An 18,365-nucleotide genomic window follows, 5' to 3' on the forward strand; every position below is an offset into this window, starting at 1 on the left:
GCTCCGCACGCCCGGCCAGTCCGCAGCCAGTCCGCAGGACACCCGTAAACGGCCGTCGGGAGTCAACGCAGGCCAGCGAGGAATCCCAGGTCAGAGCCCTGGACGGGGCCCCGCCGCAGGTCAGGATCGGGTCCCAGGCATTCCGCTTCAATGTGCGATCGGTCAATTACTGTACGTTAATGCGGTTCTTTTAGCGTGCGGATTTGGGGTCGATCCCTCTCGTGAGCTCGACCCCTTCGTCGTTCCTGTGCTGGCTTGACGTTGGTCCTGGGTGCGCCTTGCGGGCGGTGCCTATGTTGTTGGGTGAGCGAGACGGTTCTTGGCGGCTCTGCCCTGCACAGTGGCTGTGCCGGACTGGCCGTGGATCGCCGCACTGCTCGATGGCGTGATGCGCACGGATCCAATCAACTGTCGACAGGCCGTCGCTCGCGCTCGCGGACGGATTTCGTGCGGAGTTGTTGACGGCCACGCACTGTGGTGACCCGTTCAACATAGCCACCGGCTTGCCGGTGGGCCACGGGCCCACGACGTCGTTGGTCGCTGGTATGACTTCGCCCTCCAGTTTGTCGATGCGCACGGGTCGCACGCTTCGCGGCGAGTGTTGTCGAGCACACGGCTGACCCTGCGTGGTCATTCATTCACGGCCGTGGGCCTGCATGTACTCCTTGATCAAGCTTTGCGGCAGCCTGCCCCGTTCGTTGATTGCGCGTCCCTGGCTCTTGGCCCATGTGCGTACCAGGGATGCTGTGACGTTAGTAGGTGGCTCCTGCTGACGCGGCACTGACGGCTCAGGACCTGGCCTTGCCGGGGGAGTGGGTGGTTCCTCTCCGCCATGCCCCCCGGTCGGTCTTTCTTCGCCGGCCGACTCAATGACGGAGGCCAGCGCACGCAGACGGGCGGCGATCAAAGAGGGTGGCGCCGTAACGACATGGTCGCCGCCCTGTCGTGCCACTCCGGCAATGAAGGGTGCCCCCAGGAAGGCCAGAGCCTCCTCGATCTCGCTGCTGTCCAGAGGGGTCTCCAGTGCCCCCTTGGTCTCCCGCCAGATGTCGCTGACCCCCAGCACTCCGGTGGTGTACTGGATGTCGACGGGATCGTTCCCGCTCTTCCACAGGGTGTGCAGCACCAAGCTCAGGGCTTCCTGCCGCCGCTCGGCTGCCCGCCAGGTGAGCGCCAGTGCCTCTGCGTTTCCCGCCGTCACCATTGCGGTGATCTCGCGCGGCGTGAGTGGTGTACGGCTGTGGCGCATGACGGCATTCGCGAGCTCTCTCGCGGTGAGCAGAGCCACCTTCTCCCTTGCCGCTTCCTGTACGACCCGGGCGTCGAACCGAGGGCCGACCAGTACTGTGCTCCGCGCCTCGTGGCGCTCGCGGTGTTCGCCCAGCCTCCAGAATTTGACGTCCTGATCGGTCACCAGCCCGGCGCCGTCCGTCTTGGCTTCCACTGCGACGCGCTGCCGATCGGTTGGCGACTGCCACAGCTCGATGACCACATCGGTCTTCTTCGGCCCGCCGTGTGTCTCGACGTCGACACCAAGTGCACGGAAGGCAGCCGCAACCGCCCGCTCGAATCGTTGGTGGTCGGCGCTATCGGTAGCGGCCTGTACGACTTCGGTGGCCAGCAGGCCGAAGCTGCGCCGACCAGCATCGGCCGTGGCACGTGCCTCTGCGGCGGATTCCCCTCGGACAACGACGTCATCGGTGCTTGCCAGCTCGTCGGAATTCGCGTGCTCGAGCAGCGGCAACGTGTGGACCAGTGTGGTCCCCAACTCCGTTCTCCGGACGGCGAGTCCGATCCGTTCGGCTAGGCCGGTATCCAGGAGGAGCGCGAGCCGGCGTGTGACGTCTTCCCTGGTGAGCTGCATGTGGGGGTATCGCTCCGCGAGAACGCGGAGGAGCGTGGATGAGTGTGACTCGTCTTCCAGGGCCTCGAGGGTCTCTCCCAGCAAGGCAATGTTGAGGTGCAGCAGACGAACGAAGTCCAGAGCCTCGTCGGACGCCAGACAGCTTGCGGCAAGCTCTGTTGCCGCGAACGTATCGGTGCCTACCTGAGCCAGGAGACCGAATGAACGCAAGGTTCCCAGCGTTTGTTCGGCGGAGGATCCTAGGACGCCGAATTCCTCGGTACAGAAGGATCTGAAGTCACTTCGCGTGATCTCAGGCACGGCTGCGTTCACGAGGCGGGCCAACACTTCTACCCGCGCGCCACCCGCGACGTAGCCCAGTGGACGCTTTCGCGACCGCAGCGCGGCCTGATCGGCATCGGCCAGTTCGACGGCCAACAGGGCCGGCGGCGGGGGCAGCTCAACTGCCTGAGCGGAAGTTCGGCGTCGGTGAGGAAGTTGATCGGGGGTGACCAGTTCCAGCCGCTCCAGGAATCGCAGTCCGCGTTCCGTGGGGACGACCTTGCCGTTGGTCCAGTAGTCGACGAGTCCGGCTGCACGCAGCCAGTACACACGCCGACGGACTTGGTCGAGCGAGTCCCACCTAAGGCCGTATTCCTTTGCCGCAACTTCGTTCAACTCGTTGTGGGCTAGACCCTCTCCCAGTGAGGCGAGCACTTCGCCGACGAATCTGACGTTCGCATGGAAGACGGCGATGAGATAGAGCTCGTCTCCGGACTCGAGAAAGTAACTGGCCTCGTCGGTGAGGGACAGGCGTGACGGGCGCCCCTCCCGTTTCACTAGGCCGCAGGCGCCGAGCGCATGCACCGCTTTGCGCAAAGGAATCGGGCTGTCGGCATTGGGCGAGGTGAACGGACGGTCGATTGTTCCGTCCTTCGCGATGCCCGCCAGGAGGGTACGGAGATTGCTGATGATTTCGAGCGGACTGCCAGGAACGTGCGGTGAGGCCCCGGCTCGTGTCAGCCATGGGAGCGGCGCTGGGAAGCCTTCCTGGTCTGGCGGCCAAGGTGAGCTCAAGGATCCTCCTCATGATTGACAGGATTTGAGGTTCGATGAGCTTTGATATCACTACACTCTGACGTTGTCTACGTGCGCTAGGTGACTGCCTGTGGTGTTTCTAGGTTCCTCTGGCCACCAGGGCCGCGACCGGCCGCTGCTGGTGAGGCCCGCGGAGTGGGGGTGTGTCGTGGGAGTCCGCGCCCGAGGGGCGGGAAGCAGTAACAGCGTCGCGGTACTCACCTCTCGAGGTGGAAGCCGGTGCCCGTGGTCTTCACCGGGCGGAAGGGCAAGCGGCGGCGCCTTGAGGTCTTCTTTGCGCCGCGCCAGCGTGGCAAGGGCGTGATGCCGACCATCTCCACCTACAGCTGCCACTTCAAGAAGGCGTGCGTGTCGGCCGGCCTGGTCGATGTGGACGGCAAGGCCAAGTACACGCCTGGCAGCCTGCGGCACTTCTTCGCCTCGACGGCCCTGGCCAACGGCGTTCCGATCCACGAGGTCTCGCGCTGGCTGGGCCACCGCTCGGTCAAGACCACGATCGATATCTACGGACACTTGCTGCCCAGCGCCTGGGACCGCTGCCGGGAGGCCCTGCAGCACGCCATGCGGCCCGCGCCCCTCGATGAAGCGTCCCAGCCCTAGAAGGAGGCGAGCCGGAGCGCCGGCACGCAAGCTGCGTAGGCGTGCACGAGGGGCGCCTGAGCTGCATCGTGTTGGGATAGAGCGCCCGTGCTGGGATCGTGCTGGGATGACCCCCTCCAGAACCGCGTTTCCGCAGGTGGCAGCTCCGTACCAGGGATTCCGCTTCAACGCCTAATGGTCAATCAAGAATGATGCCCGGCCCGCTTGTTGGCGGGTTGGGCGCAGGCGCCTGTCTGCGGGGAGTCCTCGGCCCGTGAAGTGCTTTGGCCGGTGGCGGGTCTGGTTGGGACGACTGTGGCCGGTGTTTCAGACCTTGACGACCTCTACGGAAGGGCCGCACAGGAGCGTCAGGTCCTCGGGGTCGGAAGTGAGGACGGTGGCCGGCTGGGGTGCGGTGCGGGCGATCGCGGCGAAGGCGGCGTCGATGGCGTACTTGTGGCCGTGGAGATGGTGGGTGCGCAGGAGGGCGGCGGCCTGGTCGGTGATCTCCTTGGTGACGTCGTGAACGTCGACGCGGGAAAGAACCCACCTGATGCGGGCGGGGTGGATGCGCTCGTAGTCGGCCTCAAGGGTGGTCATGGCGCTGGTGGCTACGCGGATGCCCTCCTCCGATGCCGCCTGGACCAGAGCTACGACGGTGCGGTCTTTGCGGTAGAGCTTGGAGAGTCCTTCGCTGTCGAGCAGCAGGGTGCCGGGCATCAGGCGGCGGCCCCGCCGACCTGTCGGTGGTCATGGCGCAGCAGCGCGCGGGCGGCCTCGACCTCCTCGCGGGTGAGCTCGTCGTTGTCGGTCTGGAAGTCGGCGACGATCTCCCGAAGCTTGTCCATGGCGACCCGTTGTTCGAGGGCTTCGGCGACGTAGGCGGAGAAACCGCCGGGGCCGACGTGGGCGCGTACGGCCTCGGCGAGGTCCTCGGGCAGGCTGATCGAATACTTCCTGCTACTGCTCATGGTTCCGATCCTACCTGTGGTCGTAAGTCTTCAGGTGCGAATGGAGTGTCGGCGCAGCGAGGGGAGATCGGCGCTCCACCCTCCGCCTTGCGGGAGGCCCGACCTGTCCGCAGGCAGTCCGCAGGACACCCGTAAACGGCCATCGGAAGCCAACGCATGTCAACGGGGAAATTGCTGGTCAGGGCCGTGTGCGGGGCTCCGTTGCAGGTCAGGATCAGCTGGCAGACGTTCCGCTTCAACGTGTGAGCGGGTGAAATAACACCACGTTTGACGGCGTGGCAAACATGCAGGTCAATTGGGGCCGGCTCTTCCGGGAGTCGGCCCCTTGCTGTTTCCCGTGCTGGGATGGTGCTGGATTTGCTGATGGGGCGTCACCTATTTCGTTCAGCTTGACGTGACTGACAGTGGTACGTTATGCGGTACCACTTGATGTAGGGAGTCAGCCCATGTCCATAACTGCGAGCGAAGCCCGCAAGGCTCTCTTTCCGCTGATCAAGAAGGTCAACGACGATCACGAGGCCATCGAGATCGTCTCCAAGCACGGCAACGCCGTGCTCGTCTCGGCAGAGGACTACGCGGCGCTGCGCGAAGGCTCGTACCTGCTGCGCTCGCCTGCGAACGCGCGGCGACTGCTCAAGGCGTACGAGAACGCCCTGGGCAACATCAACGTGTCGGAACGCGAGCTGATCGATCCGGATGCGGCGGATCCTGCTGCGGGTGCCGCGTGAGGCTTGAGTTCGAGGATCAGGGCTGGGAGGACTACACGTCCTGGCTAAAGAACGACCGCAAGATGCTCACCCGGATCAATAGGCTCATCGAGGACTCCAAGCGTGATCCCTTCTCGGGAATCGGCAAGCCCGAGCCGCTGAAGTACCACTTGCCGGGCGCCTGGTCGCGGCGGATCGATGACGAACACCGTCTTGTCTATCTGGTCACCGACAAGGAGGTCGTCATCCTCGCCGCCCGCTACCACTACTAGATTCTCGCTTGCCGCCACTGAGCCGGCCCTTCCAGTCGGGACGTAGCTCGTACACGAGTCGGTTCCCTCTTCGTGCATGGCCGGATTGATGGCGAGCAGGGCGCGACTGGCCGGGCCCTGCACGCGTCAGCGGCCCGGCGGACCCTGCCGCTGTCCCTGCCTGGAGGCCGAGACCCGCCGGGGGGCCATCCGGGCGGAACTCGTACCCGCCCGGCCCCTGGAGCCGGAGTGCTGCGGCCGATGTGGGACATCGGCAACAGGCGGGACGATGGAGAGAGTGACCTGGACATCGCCCGGGTGTGGGTCGAATTCGCTCCTGGTCTCCCGCCCGGCGCCCGGGCCCCGGTACGCCTCCTGCCCCTGACCCCGTCGCGGTGGAGGCACCTCGCCGCGGGCGACCGGATCACGCTGTACGAGACGGCGGTGGCCGGCGGGACGGCGATGATCCTGGAGGTGCAACCTCCGTCGGCGTGGGCGGAGCTCGCTTTGCGGCGCTGATTTTTCCGCTTCCTACGGGATCAGGGAGTTGTAGACCTCGACCACCTTCGAGTCGAACGGCGGGGCTCCGAGCTCCTGTGCGGCGGGTTTGACCGACTCCTCCAGGAAGCGCCGGAAGGCCTCTTCCGACTCCCATACGTCGATGACCTGCCAGCCACCGCCCTCGCCGGGCGCCCCGACGTGGGAGATGAGCCCGGCCGGAGGGTTCGTACGGTCCGGGATCGCCCGGTCGAAAGTCGCCTGGTAGAGATCCTTGGTCCAGTTGGCGGCCTGGTTGATTACGAGAACTGCCATCTCGGTTCCTCGATTCACTTTCGGTTCGGGTCAGGACGGGCGGATTACCTGGGTGAGGATGACTTCGAATTCTTCGATGCTCCGGGTGATCACCCGTGCCTTCGCGGTCGCCTCGGCACGGACCGCTGCGACGGCGCCGCGGGATGCCGCCAGCGCGTTGCGGTCGGTGTAGAACGCGCCCACGGTGGCCCGGCCCTTGGCGCGGTCGATGAGCAGCGAGCCGCCCGCGAAGCCGGGAATGCCCCGGAGCTTGGGCAGCGCGGTGTCGCGGAACGTCTCCACCAGCAGGTCCGCGTCGGGCGGCTCGAACTCCAGGCGGACCAGCCGGAACCACGCACCGGGCTCCAGCGCCTCCGGACGGCTGACGACGGCCGCCTCCCAGTTGTCGGTAGCCACGGACTGGGCGAACGGTGCGATCAACTCCGCTCGGCGCGCGCGAAGGGCCTCGTCACTGGCCCGTCGGCTCTCTTCGTCCTCCCACCACGAGCCCACCAGCAGCTTGCCGAGCTCGCGGTCGACGAACAGGCCCATCCCGCGGTAGCCGGGCTGCTCCGACAGTAGCCGGGGTGCTTCAGTGCTGAGCGATTCGGCCACACTGTCCAGCTTGGCCGGATCACCTGTCGCGTAGGTCGTGCGTACGTACATGGCGCCCTTCCTGCGGCGAGCCCCGAGTGGGCCCGTGTCCCGCACTCCATGCGACGGGTGGAGGACGCGGGAATCAAGGTGACCGGGGCATTCAGGTGAGCGCCGTCCGAGTGGAGACCGTGGCCGAACCGGCGGAGCATGGACAGCGGAGCCCGGGCGCGTGGTGTGTGAGTGCGACTGACAAGGATGCGACTGCGATGACCACTGAGCAGACGATGGACCCCGCGCGGCGGGAGCAGTTCGCGGAGCGGATGCTCCAGGTGCTCAACGACTCCTGTCTGGGATACCTGTGCAGCCTCGGCCACCGCACGGGGCTTTTCGATGTCATGGCCGGGCTGCCGCCGTCGACCAGTGCGCAGATCGCCGAGGCCACCCGTCTCGACGAGCGGTACGTACGGGAGTGGCTCGGCGGGATGACCGTGGGCGGCTTCATCGAGTACGACCCCGCTGGTGGCACCTATCGGCTGCCGCCCGAGCACGCCGCCTCCCTCACCCGCGCCGCCGGGCCCGACAACCTCGCCTCCTTCATGCAGGACCTCGCGCTGCTGGGCAATGTCGAGAACAAGGTGCTCGACGCGTTCCGCCGGGGCGGCGGCGTCCCCTACACGGCGTATCCGCGCTTCCAGGAGCTCCAGGCCGAGGAGACGGCGCGGGTGTACGACGCCGCACTCGTCGACACGATCATCCCGCTGGCGCCCGGACTCACGGAGCGGCTGAGCGAGGGCATCGACGTACTGGACATCGGCACGGGCCAGGGGCATGCCGTCAATCTGCTGGCCCGGGCGTTCCCCGCCAGTCAGTTCCTCGGCGTGGACATCTCCGATACGGGCATCGCGGCAGCGCGGGAGGAAGCGGAGCTGCTCGGGCTGGACAACGCGCGGTTCGTTGTGTCCGACACCGCCGAACTGGCCGGGACGTACGACCTGATCACGGCCTTCGACGTGATCCACGACCTGGCGCGGCCGGAGCGCGCTCTGTCGGCCGTGGCCGGTGCGCTGCGGGACGACGGGGTGTTCCTAATGGGTGACATCGCCGCCTCCAGCAAGCTGGAGGAGAACATCGGCCACCCGCTCGGCCCCGCCCTCTACACCTTCTCGGTCTTCTACTGCATGACCGTCTCGCTCGGCGAGGGCGGCGCGGGCCTCGGCACGGTGTGGGGCAAGCAGCGGGCGCTGCAGATGCTCGGGGAGGCGGGGTTCGACGACGTCGAGGTGCGTGAGGTGGAGGGCGACATCCTCAACGTTTACTACGTGGCCCGCAAGAGCCGCCGCTGAGGGGGCTCGGGAAGGGGTTCCTCGGGAAGGGGCTCTCAGGGGAAGCGGTGCTCAGACCGGTGCGTTCGGCAGGAGGCCGAGCTGGCCGAGGAAGTCCAGCTGATCGAAGTACAGCCGGTAGCTGACGATCTTGCCGTTCTCGACCGTCGCGATGTCGCAACCGCGCACCCTGACGTCCCTCTGAGTGGCCTCCAGGGTCTCCCCGGAGGGCATCACCAGCGGGCCGGTGTTCCTTCCGGTGAAGTAGCCTTCGTCGATCGCCGTGTTGCCTGATTCGTGCTTGTACGCCGACTCGTACGCGCTGTTCGGGATCGCGTCCGTCATCTGCCGCCAGTACTCGGCGATGTTCTCCCGGCCCCGGATCTCCCCGTCGGGCGTAATGGCAACCGCGTCCTCCGCGAAGCACTCCATGACGACCTTGAGGTCCGTGCTCGTGGTGAGCGCCTCGGTGAGCTGATCCATCACCTCACGGGCCTGCCCCATGATCCACCTCCAGGTTGGGCGTGGTGTCATGTCCGTCCCATTTTCCCACACTGTGAGGCAATTGCCGCGTCCGCGCTGCGAGGGGGCGGGCTCAGGTGAGCGTGATCAGTGCCGCGATCGCCGGACCGAAGGCGCCTCCCAGCTGGTAGCAGAGGCTGAACAGTCCGATCACCGTGGGGCGTTGGGCATCCGGGGCGACCTGGGTCGCGTACACCGCGAGGGTGGCGTTGCCTGCCGTGGTCGTGAAGACGGCCATCGCGGCCACGAGCAGGAGCAGCGGCGCCCAAGGGCTCACGGCGGCCGTCACCGGTGCCAGCGCGCCGAGGGTGATCAGCACCGTCAGGACCCTGCGCCTGCCCAGCCGGGCGGAGACCGCGGCGAGGGCGAGGGAGAGGAAGGAACCTGTCAGGAGGGCGAGCAGCTGGCCTGAGCCGATGGTGGCGGTCGACCAGTGCGTACGGGCGGCGAGGAGCTGGGGGATCGCGAAGAGGAGTGTGAAGTACGACGTCGACAGGGCACAGGCGAGCAACGCGGCCGACAGGAACGCCGGGGTGCGCAGGAGCGTGGCCGGGACGAAGCCGTCGGGGCGGGCCCGGACATGGGCGGTCAGGAGCCCGGCCACCGCGAGCGCCGCGCCGGCTGCCGGCAGTGGGCAGTGCGGGATGAAGACCAGCGCGGTCGCCAGTGCCACGAGGAGCGATGCGCCGCGTGCGTCGAAGGGGGCGGCCGTGGTGGGAGGTATGCGAGGGGCGGTGCGGGTCACGGCCGGAACGGCCAGCAGCGCCAGTGCCGAGACCGCGAGCGATACGCGCCAGGAGAGCGCGTCGGCGATCAGCGAACCGAGCAACGGGCCGACCGCGCCGAGGACTCCGAAGCCCGCGGTGATGACCCCCATCCGGCGGACCGAACCCGCCAGGCTCATGGCCGAGGTGATCAGTCCCGCGCCGCCCACCGCCTGGGCCGCCCGCCCCGGCAGGGCCAGCGCCATCCACGGTGCGAGGGCCGCGACCAGGGTTCCGGCCAGGACCAGGACCGTACTCACGCGCAGAGTGGTGCGCAGTCCGCGCAGGCGCAGCAGGCCCGCCATCAGCGGCGTGCCCACCGCCATCGCCCACGCGAACGCCGTGACCAGCCAGGTGGCCGACGCGGGCCGGACCCCGAACGAGCCGGCCATCTCGGGGAGGATCAGGACCGGGCTGTTGGCGCCGGCGGCGATGGGCGTGGCGAGCAGCGCGAGCCAGAGGGCCGGGACCTGGCGGGCGGACTTGGCCGGGGATGGGGATGGGGATGGGGCTGGGGCTGCCGGTTTCACGGGCTCCGTGAGAGCGGGCTCAGGCATGGGGAGCTCCTGTCCTTCAGGCTTGATAATCTCAACGTTGAGATAAAACAGGGCCTATCTCTCAACGTCAAGTCTCTTAACGTTGAGATTGCGCACGTTGAAGGGGGACTGGGATGAGCGACGCGGTGGACGCGATCATCGGGCAATGGGTCGAAGAGCGACCGGACTTGGCGGACGACCTCTGGCCCGTGCAGGTCCTCGGGCGGCTTCAGCGTCTCGGGCGCGTACTGGACAAGGAGTTCAGGACGTTCGCGGCCCAACGAGGCCTCGAACTGGGCGAGGTGGACGTCCTCACCACGCTCCAGCGATCCGGTCCGCCGTACGCCCTGCCCGCCGGCGCACTCCTCAAGGCGGCCATGGTGACCTCCGGCGCGATCACCAATCGCATCGACCGCATGGAGGCGAAGGGCCTCGTGGAGCGCGTACGCGAAGAGAGCGGCGGCGACCGGCGCACCGTGCGGATCCGGCTCACCGAGCAAGGGCACGAGGTCACTCGCGCGTACATGGCCGACCACCTCGCCAACGAAGCCCGGATGCTCGGTGAATTGGGCCGCGAAGAGAGCGACCGCCTCGCCGACTCCCTGCGCAAGCTGCTGACGTCCTTCGGTGATACGTCGATCGGCTAGCGGACCGGAAGTCCGGGGCGCGTGACCATCTCTGGCGGCATGGTTCGGTGCATGACACCCGAATCGAAGCCGTACACCGCCCGCCTCACCGTCCGCAGCAGTGACCTCGACACCAACGGCCACGTCCGCGGCCCCGCCTACCTGGAGTACGCCGACCACGCCCGCTGGGAATGCGTGCGCGCTGCCGGGGTCGAGTTCGGCGACCTGGCCGCCGCCGGGCTCGGGCCCGTCAACCTGGAACCGTCGTCCGCTTCCATCAGGAACTCCTCGCGGGCGACGAGGTCGAGGTCTCCTGCGTCTTCTCGTACGGACCGGGCAAGACCGGCCGCGTCACCCAGGAAATGCACCGCGCCGACGGCGTACTCGCCGCCACCGTCGAGAGCGTCATCGGGCTACTCGACCTGCGCACCCGCCGCCTGGTCCCCGACCCGGCCGGACGCTGGCGGGAGTTCGCCACGGACCCCGCGCTGCTGGGCGTCTAGGGCCGGTTACTGCGGTGCCAGGCCCGTCTTCGCGCCCGCGCCGCACAGTGGCACCACCGCGGTGTGGCCCTCCTGGGGCGGATGTGCGCTCATCGCGGCCCAGCACGCCACCCCGGTCGACTCGACGAAGAGGCCGCGCGCCGCGAGGTCCAGTTGGGCGGCCCGGAGCTGGTCCTCGGTCACCGTCAGGAAGGTTCCGCCCGACTCCCGTACCGCGCGCAGGATCTGGGGTGCGCGCGGCGGGCGCGGGATGGCGATGCCCTCGGCGAGAGTGGGGGGCGTGGGGGGCGCCGGCCTTTCGTCGTCCAGGTCCGTGGCGCCCGCGTGGAACGCCGTCGCCAGGGGCGACACGGCCTCGGCCTGTACGGCGATCAGTGCGGGGCGGCTGTCGATGAGCTTGTGGGCGTGCAGTTCGGCGATCGCGAGTGCGGCGCCCAGCAAGAGCGTTCCGTTGCCTACGGGGACGACCACCGCATCGGGGAGCCGGCCGCCGAGGTCCTCCCACAGCTCGTAGACGTACGTCTTCGTGCCGTGCAGGAAGTACGGGTTGTGGACGTGGCTCGCGTAGAAGGTGCCGGGCTCGTCGGCCGCCGCGCGGGCCGCCACCGCCGCGGCCTCGCGGTCGCCGGGGACGAGGGTGACGTGGGCGCCGTGCGCCCGGATCTGCTCGGTCTTCTTGGGGGAGGTCGCCTCGGGGACGTACACCGTGCAGGGGAGGGCGGCGCGCGCGCAGTACGCCGCGATCGCCGTGCCCGCGTTGCCGCTGCTGTCCGCGACGACGCGGCCCACCCGGGCGGGGCCGAGACGGCGGGCGAGCTCGGCGAGCATGACCGCGCCGCGGTCCTTGAACGACAGCGTCGGCATCAGGAAGTCGAGTTTGGCCGAAATGGAGTCGGTGAGGGGGATGAGCGGAGTGCGGCCTTCCCCCAGCGTGAGCGCCGCCGCCGCGCCCGCGAGCGGCAGCGCCTCCTCGTACCGCCACAGCGAATTCACCCGCCCGGCGAGCGACTTCAGCGGTACGGGGGAGGAAGGGGCGAACTCCAGATCCCAGGGACCGCCGCAGGTGGGGCAGTGCCAGGCGAGGGATTCGACGGGGGCGCGGGAGCCGTCGGCGGGGCAGCGGTACGTCATGGACGCCGTCGAAGCCGCCGGAGTCGTCGAAGCCGTCGTGATCACCATGCGGCAAGCGTAGGCCGGACCCGGGTGCGACGCAGGTTCATGTCGGTGGTATCGCAGGCGTATTGCGGGTCCGAATTGACTCTTGTGGGATTCCTATGGATGCGCCAATCTTTCGCCTGGCAGCAAGGCGTGGGAAACGACGCGGACTCCGAAGCGTTTGTTTGTCATGCCCCTGCCGTACGTGTCTTGCCTGTCGCACGGAGCACGGCCCCCCACCAGCGCACCGCCAATGAGGAGGACCCCTCACATGTCCGTGATGCGTAGTTCCCGGCGAAGAGTTGTCGCAGCCAGTGCCACCGCCGTCGTAGCCCTCGCGCTCGGCGCCACCTCCGCCCTCCCCGCCACCGCGGCCACCGCCGCCGAGGGCCGGATCCAGAACGCCGGAGCCCCCGGAACCATCGCGGGCAGCTACATCGTGACCCTCGACGAGGCGGCGGCCGACGCCGGTTCGGCGGAGGGCAAGGCGCTTGCCAAGGAGTACGGCGCCAAGATCAAGAAGACCTACACCGCGGCCCTCAACGGGTACGCCGTCGAGCTGTCCGAGGCGCAGGCGAAGAAGTTCGCCGCCGACCCGGCCGTCGAGTCCGTCGTACAGAACCGCACCTTCAAGGTCAGCGCGACGCAGCCCAACCCGCCGTCATGGGGCCTGGACCGCATCGACCAGAAGGCCCTGCCGCTGAACCAGAGCTACACCTACCCCGACACCGCCGGTGAGGGTGTCACGACGTACGTCATCGACACCGGCGTACGCATCACCCACAGCGACTTCGGCGGCCGCGCCTCCTACGGCTACGACGCCATCGACAACGACAACACCGCGCAGGACGGCCACGGCCACGGCACCCACGTCGCGGGCACGGTCGCGGGCGGCGCGTACGGCGTCGCGAAGAAGGCCAAGGTCGTCGGCGTCCGCGTCCTCAACAACCAGGGGTCCGGGACCACCGCGCAGGTCGTCGCCGGCATCGACTGGGTGACGCGCAACGCCGTCAAGCCGGCCGTCGCGAACATGAGCCTCGGCGGCGGCGCCGACTCCGCCCTCGACACGGCAGTGCGCAACTCCATAGCCTCCGGCGTGACGTACGCGGTCGCCGCGGGCAACGAGAGCACCGACGCCTCCACCAAGTCACCCGCCAGGGTGGCCGAGGCCATCACGGTAGGCGCCACCACCAGCACCGACGCCAAGGCGAGCTACTCCAACTACGGCAGCATCCTCGACATCTTCGCGCCGGGCTCGTCGATCACCTCGTCCTGGAACACCAGTGACACGGCGACGAACTCCATCTCCGGTACGTCGATGGCCTCGCCGCACGTCGCGGGCGCGGCCGCCCTGTACCTGGCGGCCAACAAGACCGCCACCCCGGCCCAGGTCTCCAGCGCACTGACCTCGGCCGCCACGACGGGCGTCGTGACCAGTCCGGGCACCGGCTCGCCGAACCGCCTGCTGTACGTCGGCACGGGGGACACCCCGCCGCCCACGGGCAAGAAGTTCGAGAACCTCGCGGACTACGCGATCAGCGACAACGCCACGACGGAGTCGCCCGTAACGGTCAGCGGCATCACGGGCAACGCGCCGGCGACGCTGAGCGTGCCGGTCGACATCAAGCACACGTACATCGGTGACCTCAAGGTCGACCTGATCGCCCCCGACGGCACGGCCTACACCCTCAAGGGCTACGGCACGGGCGGCAGCAGTGACAACCTCATCACCACGTACACGGTGAACGCCTCGTCCGAGGTGGCCAACGGCACGTGGAAGCTGCGGGTGAACGACAACGCGGCGTACGACACAGGAAAGATCGACTCCTGGGCGCTGCAGTTCTGATCCCGACGCGCTGAAGTCCAACTGAACACGTGAGCGGGGCGGTCGCTTCGGCGGCCGCCCTTGCTGTGCGTCGCCGGACGGGAGTGCGGGCGGCGGAGAAAGTGTCGAAGCGGTGCGGATCTTGGCGCGGGGTTCCGATTTCTGTACCCCGGGAAGCCCCTGCTTAAAGACAAAGTCATCACTTCGGGTGAAACTTTGGCCTGCGCTTGCGGTCAACAACCCACGGTTGCCACGCTGTCGCTGTGTGTCAACCTGATGGGAGTGGCCAGTGACATTCGGTGAGCAGCCGGCCTATCTGCGCGTCGCGGGCGATCTACGGCAGAAGATCGTCGACGGTTCCCTGCCACCCCATACCCGGCTCCCCTCGCAGGCGCGCATCCGCGAGGAGTACGGAGTCTCCGACACCGTCGCGCTGGAGGCCCGCAAGGTCCTGATGGCGGAGGGCCTGGTCGAAGGCCGCTCCGGCTCCGGTACGTACGTACGGGAGCAACCGGTCCCGCGCCGCGTCTCCCGCGCGGGCTACCGGGGGGCCTTCCCCTCGAACCCGTTCCGGCAGGAGCAGGCCGAGGCCGGTGCGCGCGGCACCTGGGAGTCCAGCAGCGAGCAGGAAGAGGCGACTTCGGACATCGCCAAGCGGCTCGGTGTCCAGGAGGGCGACCGGGTGATGCGCACGCGGTACGTCTTCAGGGACGCGGGCGAGGCGATGATGCTCTCCACCTCGTGGGAGCCGCTGGCCGTGACGGGGCGTACGCCCGTGATGCTGCCCGAGGAGGGACCGCTGGCCGGCTGCGGCGTCGTCGAGCGGATGGCGGCCATCGACATCGTCGTGGACAACGTCGTGGAGGAGGTCGGCGCGCGGCCCGGACTCGCGGAGGAGCTGATGAGGCTCGGCGGCGTACCGGGGCATGCGGTGCTGGTCATCGAGCGGACGTACTACGCGTCGGGGATGGCGGTCGAGACCGCCGATGTGGTCGTCCCTGCCGACCGGTACCGGATCGCATACCACCTGCCCGTGAAGTGACCGATACGCGGACGCCTTGTCCGTCCGCCGTGATCGTAAGTTAACGCGTCACCGGATCCCGTAACGGCCGGGCAATCAACGGCTGTGACGACCTGTCATGTCCCGGCTCTAACTTCCCGTTCGCACCCGCACACCGGACTGACGAACGGGAAGTCGCCGATGACGGACACCGCCACACCTGTTACCAGGACTCCTGACGATCCTGCGAACTCCGGCGGTCCCGGCGCGCAGCCGCCCAAGCGGAGTTACGCCAAGCTGGCAGCCGACGAGAGCCGTGAGGACTACTCGCTCCGGTACGCGCCGCACTCCTTCCGCCGCTGGTCGCCCTCGATGGTCGCGGGCACCGCGCTCGGCGGCATCGCGTACCTGGCGGACTTCGCGATCGGTGCGTCGATCGTCTTCACGTACGGCTTCACGAGCGGGCTCGCCTCGATCCTGTGCGCGGCCGCGATCATCTTCCTCACCGGCATGCCGATCGCCAGGGCCTGCGCCAAGTACGGCCTCGACATGGACCTGATCACGCGCGGCGCCGGTTTCGGCTACTTCGGCTCGACGCTGACCTCGCTCATCTATGCCTCGTTCACCTTCATCTTCTTCGCGCTCGAAGGCTCGATCATGGCGCAGGCCATGCACCAGGCCGTCGGACTGCCCGTCGAGATCGGTTACTTGATCACGACGCTGATCGTCATCCCGATCGTCTTCCGGGGGATGGGCGCGCTGGCGAAGGTGCAGGCATGGACGCAGCCGATCTGGCTGATCGGGCTTGTCCTGCCGTTCCTGGTGCTGGCCTTCGAAGCGCCGGACGCGTGGGGCGAGTTCACGTCGTTCGGCGGCACCGAGGGGGCCGGCTCGGGCTTCTCGTGGATCGCCTTCGGGCTCGGCACGGGAGTCGCTCTCTCCCTCATCGCGCAGATCGGCGAGCAGGCCGACTACCTGCGCTTCATGCCCGCCAAGACCGAGTCGAACAGGCGCCGCTGGAACCTCGCCGTGCTGGCGGCCGGACCCGGCTGGGTCGTCATCGGCGCGGCCAAGCAGCTCGGCGGCGCCTTCCTCGCCTTCGTCGCCCTGGAGGCCGTCGGCAAGACGCACGCGCTGGAGCCGATCGCGCCGCAGATCGAGGCGCTCAAGCCGTGGCTCGGCTCCGTCGCCCTGCCCGCCGCCGCGCTCTTCGTGATCGTCTCCCAGATCAAGATCAACGTGACCAATGCCTACAGCGGTTCGCTGTCCTGGTCGAACTTCTTCTCCCGGATCACGCACAAGCACCCCGGCAGGGTCTGGTACATCTTCCTCAACCTCGCCATCGCGCTGACGCTGATGGAGATGAACATGTTCGCGGCCCTCAACAAACTGCTGGGCTTCTACTCGAATGTGGGCATCGCCTGGATCGTGGCGGTGGCCGCCGACCTGGTCATCAACAAGCGCATCGGGCTCAGCCCGCCGTACATCGAGTTCAAGCGGGCCTACCTGTACGCCGTGAATCCGGCCGGGTTCGGGGCCATGGTCATCGCCTCCACCGTCTCGATCCTCGCCTTCTTCGGGCTGTTCGGTGAGTACGCCCAGGCCTTCTCCACCTTCATCGCGGCCGGTCTCGCGCTCGTCCTGTGCCCGCTGATCGCCTGGCTCACCCGGGGCAAGTACTACCTGGCCCGCCCGAACCCGGTGAACGGTCCGCACGTCGAGGTCGGCGACATCACCGCCACCCACACCTGCGCCGTCTGCGATACGGCGTACGAGCTGCCGGACATCGCCGACTGCCCTGCCCAGTCGGGGCCGATCTGCTCGCTGTGCTGCTCGCTCGACTCCGAGTGCGATGACGCCTGCCGCAAGGGGGAGGCGGCGGCGGGCCCCGTGCTGATGCCTGTGCCGACTCTGCGCAAGGGCTGAGCTCGCGAGGAAGGAAGGGGGCGCGCTCTTCGGAGTGCGCCCCTCCTCCATGGCTTGATGCGTACCTCTTTGTGTAAAAGCGTATCCGCTGAGTGAAGGTCAGGCGTACGCTCGGGCATATGCGGATTGCGGTTTCCTGGAGATCCTTAGAGGCGAGTGCACCGGCGGACCCGGCGGGCGGAGGCGCGTTATGAACGACAGCGGCGCTGTCCTCCCCTGGCTGGTCATACGGCAGGACGACAACGGCAACCGCTACCGCGTCGGCCGGTACGCGACGCGGATCGAGGCGCAGAAGATCGCCGACAGCCTCGACGAGCGCGGCCACAAGCAGCTCTACTGGGTCGAGCGGATAGGCCAGAGCGTCCAGTAGCCGCCCGTACGCCGTAGGCTCCCGCCGTGACTGATCGTGTCGTGGTGGTGGGTGCGGCCCTGTTCGACGAGGGCCGGCTGCTGGCGGCGCGCCGCAGTGCCCCGCCCGAGCTGGCCGGCCGCTGGGAGCTGCCCGGCGGCAAGGTGGAGCCCGGCGAGAGTCCGGAGCAGGCTCTCGTGCGCGAACTGCGCGAAGAGCTGGGCGTCGAGACGGACGTGCTGGAGCGCATCCCCGGCGAGTGGCCGCTGAAGCCCGGTTACGTCCTCCAGGTGTGGACCGTCCGGCTGCTGTCCGGCACGCCCCGCCCCCTTCAGGACCACGACGCCATGCGCTGGCTCCGTCCGCACGAGGCGGACACCGTGGACTGGCTCCCCCAGGACCGCCCTGCCGTGGCCGAGGCGGTACGCCGCCTGAGTGCCCTGCCGGGGCCTCCGCGATAGGTCGCCCCGCATATCGGGTATGTGCTGATTAACCCCCCGAAAAAGGACGGGGTCTGCGGTTGGTCTGGCAGCTGGGATGTGGTCGGCGTGATCGACACCGACGGTGACTGCGCCGAGTGGACGTTCCCTGCCGAGCCCGACGCCGTCCGCTCCGCCCGCCACGCCGTCCGCGAGGCGCTGCGCGCCTGGGGCCTGCTCGACACCATCGGCGATGTGACCGTGCTGCTGGTCAGTGAGCTGGTGACCAATTCTTTGCGGTACGCGTCGGGGCCGATCGGGGTCCGTCTCGTGCGCCCGGACATCAAAGGAGCCGCGGACGGCGCCGACGGCCACCCCACGGGCGTGCGCCCCGTACTGGTGGTCGAAGTCTCGGACCCCCTTCCGGATCCGCCCCTGGAACGGGTCGCGGAACCCGATGACGAGGGAGGACGCGGTTTGCAACTGGTGGCGGGCTCCGCGCAGCGGTGGGGTACGCGTCGAGGCAGAACAGGCAAGACCGTGTGGTTCGAGCTGGCTCTCCCTGGTTAGAAGAGTGAAG

21 protein-coding genes are annotated in these 18,365 nt (G+C 68.1%); 13 read left to right on the plus strand and 8 right to left on the minus strand.

The features are described 5' to 3' along the window. Positions 1-634: 634 nt before the first annotated feature. On the minus strand, positions 635-2,920 hold the full coding sequence (locus J7E89_RS19445) for a restriction endonuclease (RefSeq protein ID WP_214975191.1): 2,286 nt from the start codon (positions 2,918-2,920) through the stop codon (positions 635-637). A 240-nt stretch (positions 2,921-3,160) separates the two neighbouring features. Here J7E89_RS19445 and J7E89_RS19450 point away from each other — a divergent pair, with 240 nt between their 5' ends. Continuing rightward, positions 3,161-3,541, plus strand: coding sequence for a tyrosine-type recombinase/integrase (locus J7E89_RS19450; RefSeq protein WP_308315529.1), 381 nt, complete (start codon positions 3,161-3,163; stop codon positions 3,539-3,541). 306 nt (positions 3,542-3,847) lie between these two features. Here the strand turns inward: J7E89_RS19450 and J7E89_RS19455 are convergent, their stop codons facing one another. Together J7E89_RS19455 and J7E89_RS19460 are read right to left on the minus strand one after the other, a co-directional pair. After that, positions 3,848-4,240: a DNA-binding protein gene (locus tag J7E89_RS19455; protein ID WP_214975193.1), complete on the minus strand. Its 393-nt coding sequence runs from the start codon at positions 4,238-4,240 to the stop codon at positions 3,848-3,850. Beyond that, positions 4,240-4,491 carry a hypothetical protein gene (locus J7E89_RS19460; protein ID WP_214975195.1) on the minus strand — a complete coding sequence of 84 codons (252 nt, stop codon included), beginning with the start codon at positions 4,489-4,491 and terminating at the stop codon, positions 4,240-4,242. The genes J7E89_RS19455 and J7E89_RS19460 overlap by 1 nt, the downstream gene beginning before the upstream one ends. A 446-nt stretch (positions 4,492-4,937) precedes the next feature. Between J7E89_RS19460 and J7E89_RS19465 the strand changes: the two genes are divergently transcribed. The 3 genes from J7E89_RS19465 to J7E89_RS19475 all read left to right on the plus strand — a co-directional run bounded on the left by J7E89_RS19465 (position 4,938) and on the right by J7E89_RS19475 (position 5,968). Further along, the gene (locus J7E89_RS19465) at positions 4,938-5,219 is read left to right on the plus strand and encodes a type II toxin-antitoxin system Phd/YefM family antitoxin (RefSeq protein ID WP_214975196.1); all 282 of its coding nucleotides are present in this window, start codon (positions 4,938-4,940) and stop codon (positions 5,217-5,219) included. Then, entirely contained in the window at positions 5,216-5,470 is a 255-nt protein-coding gene (locus J7E89_RS19470; protein WP_214975197.1) for a Txe/YoeB family addiction module toxin, read from the plus strand. The genes J7E89_RS19465 and J7E89_RS19470 overlap by 4 nt, the downstream gene beginning before the upstream one ends. A 228-nt stretch (positions 5,471-5,698) precedes the next feature. Next, positions 5,699-5,968: a hypothetical protein gene (locus J7E89_RS19475; protein ID WP_214975199.1), complete on the plus strand. Its 270-nt coding sequence runs from the start codon at positions 5,699-5,701 to the stop codon at positions 5,966-5,968. Positions 5,969-5,980: 12 nt separating this feature from the next. Here J7E89_RS19475 and J7E89_RS19480 read toward each other — a convergent pair whose 3' ends face one another. Then, positions 5,981-6,262 (minus strand): hypothetical protein, encoded by a 282-nt coding sequence (locus J7E89_RS19480; protein ID WP_214975201.1) that lies wholly within the window; start codon positions 6,260-6,262, stop codon positions 5,981-5,983. A gap of 30 nt (positions 6,263-6,292) precedes the next feature. Continuing rightward, positions 6,293-6,907, minus strand: a complete 615-nt coding sequence (locus tag J7E89_RS19485) for an antibiotic biosynthesis monooxygenase (protein ID WP_214975202.1) — start codon at positions 6,905-6,907, stop codon at positions 6,293-6,295. A gap of 197 nt (positions 6,908-7,104) precedes the next feature. On the opposite strand from J7E89_RS19485, the gene J7E89_RS19490 reads away from it, so the two are divergent. Beyond that, positions 7,105-8,181 carry a class I SAM-dependent methyltransferase gene (locus J7E89_RS19490; RefSeq protein WP_251060779.1) on the plus strand — a complete coding sequence of 359 codons (1,077 nt, stop codon included), beginning with the start codon at positions 7,105-7,107 and terminating at the stop codon, positions 8,179-8,181. 51 nt (positions 8,182-8,232) lie between these two features. Here the strand turns inward: J7E89_RS19490 and J7E89_RS19495 are convergent, their stop codons facing one another. Both J7E89_RS19495 and J7E89_RS19500 read right to left on the minus strand, forming a co-directional pair. Next, complete coding sequence (locus J7E89_RS19495) at positions 8,233-8,664, minus strand: nuclear transport factor 2 family protein (protein ID WP_214975204.1); 432 nt, start codon at positions 8,662-8,664, stop codon at positions 8,233-8,235. A 91-nt stretch (positions 8,665-8,755) separates the two neighbouring features. Then, on the minus strand, positions 8,756-10,003 hold the full coding sequence (locus J7E89_RS19500) for an MFS transporter (RefSeq protein WP_214975206.1): 1,248 nt from the start codon (positions 10,001-10,003) through the stop codon (positions 8,756-8,758). A 113-nt stretch (positions 10,004-10,116) separates the two neighbouring features. On the opposite strand from J7E89_RS19500, the gene J7E89_RS19505 reads away from it, so the two are divergent. Next, entirely contained in the window at positions 10,117-10,629 is a 513-nt protein-coding gene (locus tag J7E89_RS19505) for a MarR family winged helix-turn-helix transcriptional regulator (RefSeq protein WP_214975209.1), read from the plus strand. Positions 10,630-10,799: 170 nt separating this feature from the next. Then, entirely contained in the window at positions 10,800-11,111 is a 312-nt protein-coding gene (locus tag J7E89_RS19510; protein ID WP_308315530.1) for a thioesterase family protein, read from the plus strand. Positions 11,112-11,117: 6 nt separating this feature from the next. Here J7E89_RS19510 and J7E89_RS19515 read toward each other — a convergent pair whose 3' ends face one another. Further along, positions 11,118-12,290, minus strand: coding sequence for a pyridoxal-phosphate dependent enzyme (locus J7E89_RS19515; RefSeq protein ID WP_374196835.1), 1,173 nt, complete (start codon positions 12,288-12,290; stop codon positions 11,118-11,120). A 247-nt stretch (positions 12,291-12,537) separates the two neighbouring features. On the opposite strand from J7E89_RS19515, the gene J7E89_RS19520 reads away from it, so the two are divergent. The 6 genes from J7E89_RS19520 to J7E89_RS19545 all read left to right on the plus strand — a co-directional run bounded on the left by J7E89_RS19520 (position 12,538) and on the right by J7E89_RS19545 (position 18,355). Next, positions 12,538-14,112, plus strand: a complete 1,575-nt coding sequence (locus J7E89_RS19520) for a S8 family peptidase (protein WP_214975211.1) — start codon at positions 12,538-12,540, stop codon at positions 14,110-14,112. Positions 14,113-14,380: 268 nt separating this feature from the next. Then, positions 14,381-15,133 (plus strand): GntR family transcriptional regulator, encoded by a 753-nt coding sequence (locus J7E89_RS19525; protein WP_214975213.1) that lies wholly within the window; start codon positions 14,381-14,383, stop codon positions 15,131-15,133. A 159-nt stretch (positions 15,134-15,292) separates the two neighbouring features. Beyond that, a complete protein-coding gene (locus J7E89_RS19530; protein WP_214975215.1) occupies positions 15,293-17,017 on the plus strand; it encodes a cytosine permease in 1,725 nt (574 codons plus the stop codon). A gap of 190 nt (positions 17,018-17,207) precedes the next feature. After that, positions 17,208-17,387, plus strand: a complete 180-nt coding sequence (locus tag J7E89_RS19535) for an SPOR domain-containing protein (protein WP_214975217.1) — start codon at positions 17,208-17,210, stop codon at positions 17,385-17,387. A 26-nt stretch (positions 17,388-17,413) separates the two neighbouring features. Then, on the plus strand, positions 17,414-17,827 hold the full coding sequence (locus tag J7E89_RS19540) for a (deoxy)nucleoside triphosphate pyrophosphohydrolase (protein ID WP_308315531.1): 414 nt from the start codon (positions 17,414-17,416) through the stop codon (positions 17,825-17,827). A gap of 78 nt (positions 17,828-17,905) precedes the next feature. After that, entirely contained in the window at positions 17,906-18,355 is a 450-nt protein-coding gene (locus J7E89_RS19545) for an ATP-binding protein (RefSeq protein WP_214975368.1), read from the plus strand. Positions 18,356-18,365: the final 10 nt, after the last annotated feature.

The organism is Streptomyces sp. ISL-100 (assembly GCF_018614615.1).
Lineage (GTDB): Bacteria > Actinomycetota > Actinomycetes > Streptomycetales > Streptomycetaceae > Streptomyces.

What these genes read in the sequence shown, in the direction of transcription:
- J7E89_RS19455 (WP_214975193.1), bottom strand. Translation starts at nt 4,240, where the DNA reads ATGCCCGGCACCCTGCTGCTCGACAGCGAAGGACTCTCCAAGCTCTAC.
- J7E89_RS19460 (WP_214975195.1), bottom strand. Translation starts at nt 4,491, where the DNA reads ATGAGCAGTAGCAGGAAGTATTCGATCAGCCTGCCCGAGGACCTCGCC.
- J7E89_RS19465 (WP_214975196.1), top strand. Translation starts at nt 4,938, where the DNA reads ATGTCCATAACTGCGAGCGAAGCCCGCAAGGCTCTCTTTCCGCTGATC.
- J7E89_RS19480 (WP_214975201.1), bottom strand. Translation starts at nt 6,262, where the DNA reads ATGGCAGTTCTCGTAATCAACCAGGCCGCCAACTGGACCAAGGATCTC.
- J7E89_RS19485 (WP_214975202.1), bottom strand. Translation starts at nt 6,907, where the DNA reads ATGTACGTACGCACGACCTACGCGACAGGTGATCCGGCCAAGCTGGAC.
- J7E89_RS19490 (WP_251060779.1), top strand. Translation starts at nt 7,105, where the DNA reads ATGACCACTGAGCAGACGATGGACCCCGCGCGGCGGGAGCAGTTCGCG.
- J7E89_RS19495 (WP_214975204.1), bottom strand. Translation starts at nt 8,664, where the DNA reads ATGGGGCAGGCCCGTGAGGTGATGGATCAGCTCACCGAGGCGCTCACC.
- J7E89_RS19500 (WP_214975206.1), bottom strand. Translation starts at nt 10,003, where the DNA reads ATGCCTGAGCCCGCTCTCACGGAGCCCGTGAAACCGGCAGCCCCAGCC.
- J7E89_RS19505 (WP_214975209.1), top strand. Translation starts at nt 10,117, where the DNA reads ATGAGCGACGCGGTGGACGCGATCATCGGGCAATGGGTCGAAGAGCGA.
- J7E89_RS19510 (WP_308315530.1), top strand. Translation starts at nt 10,800, where the DNA reads ATGCGTGCGCGCTGCCGGGGTCGAGTTCGGCGACCTGGCCGCCGCCGG.
- J7E89_RS19515 (WP_374196835.1), bottom strand. Translation starts at nt 12,290, where the DNA reads ATGGTGATCACGACGGCTTCGACGACTCCGGCGGCTTCGACGGCGTCC.
- J7E89_RS19520 (WP_214975211.1), top strand. Translation starts at nt 12,538, where the DNA reads ATGTCCGTGATGCGTAGTTCCCGGCGAAGAGTTGTCGCAGCCAGTGCC.
- J7E89_RS19530 (WP_214975215.1), top strand. Translation starts at nt 15,293, where the DNA reads ATGACGGACACCGCCACACCTGTTACCAGGACTCCTGACGATCCTGCG.
- J7E89_RS19535 (WP_214975217.1), top strand. Translation starts at nt 17,208, where the DNA reads ATGAACGACAGCGGCGCTGTCCTCCCCTGGCTGGTCATACGGCAGGAC.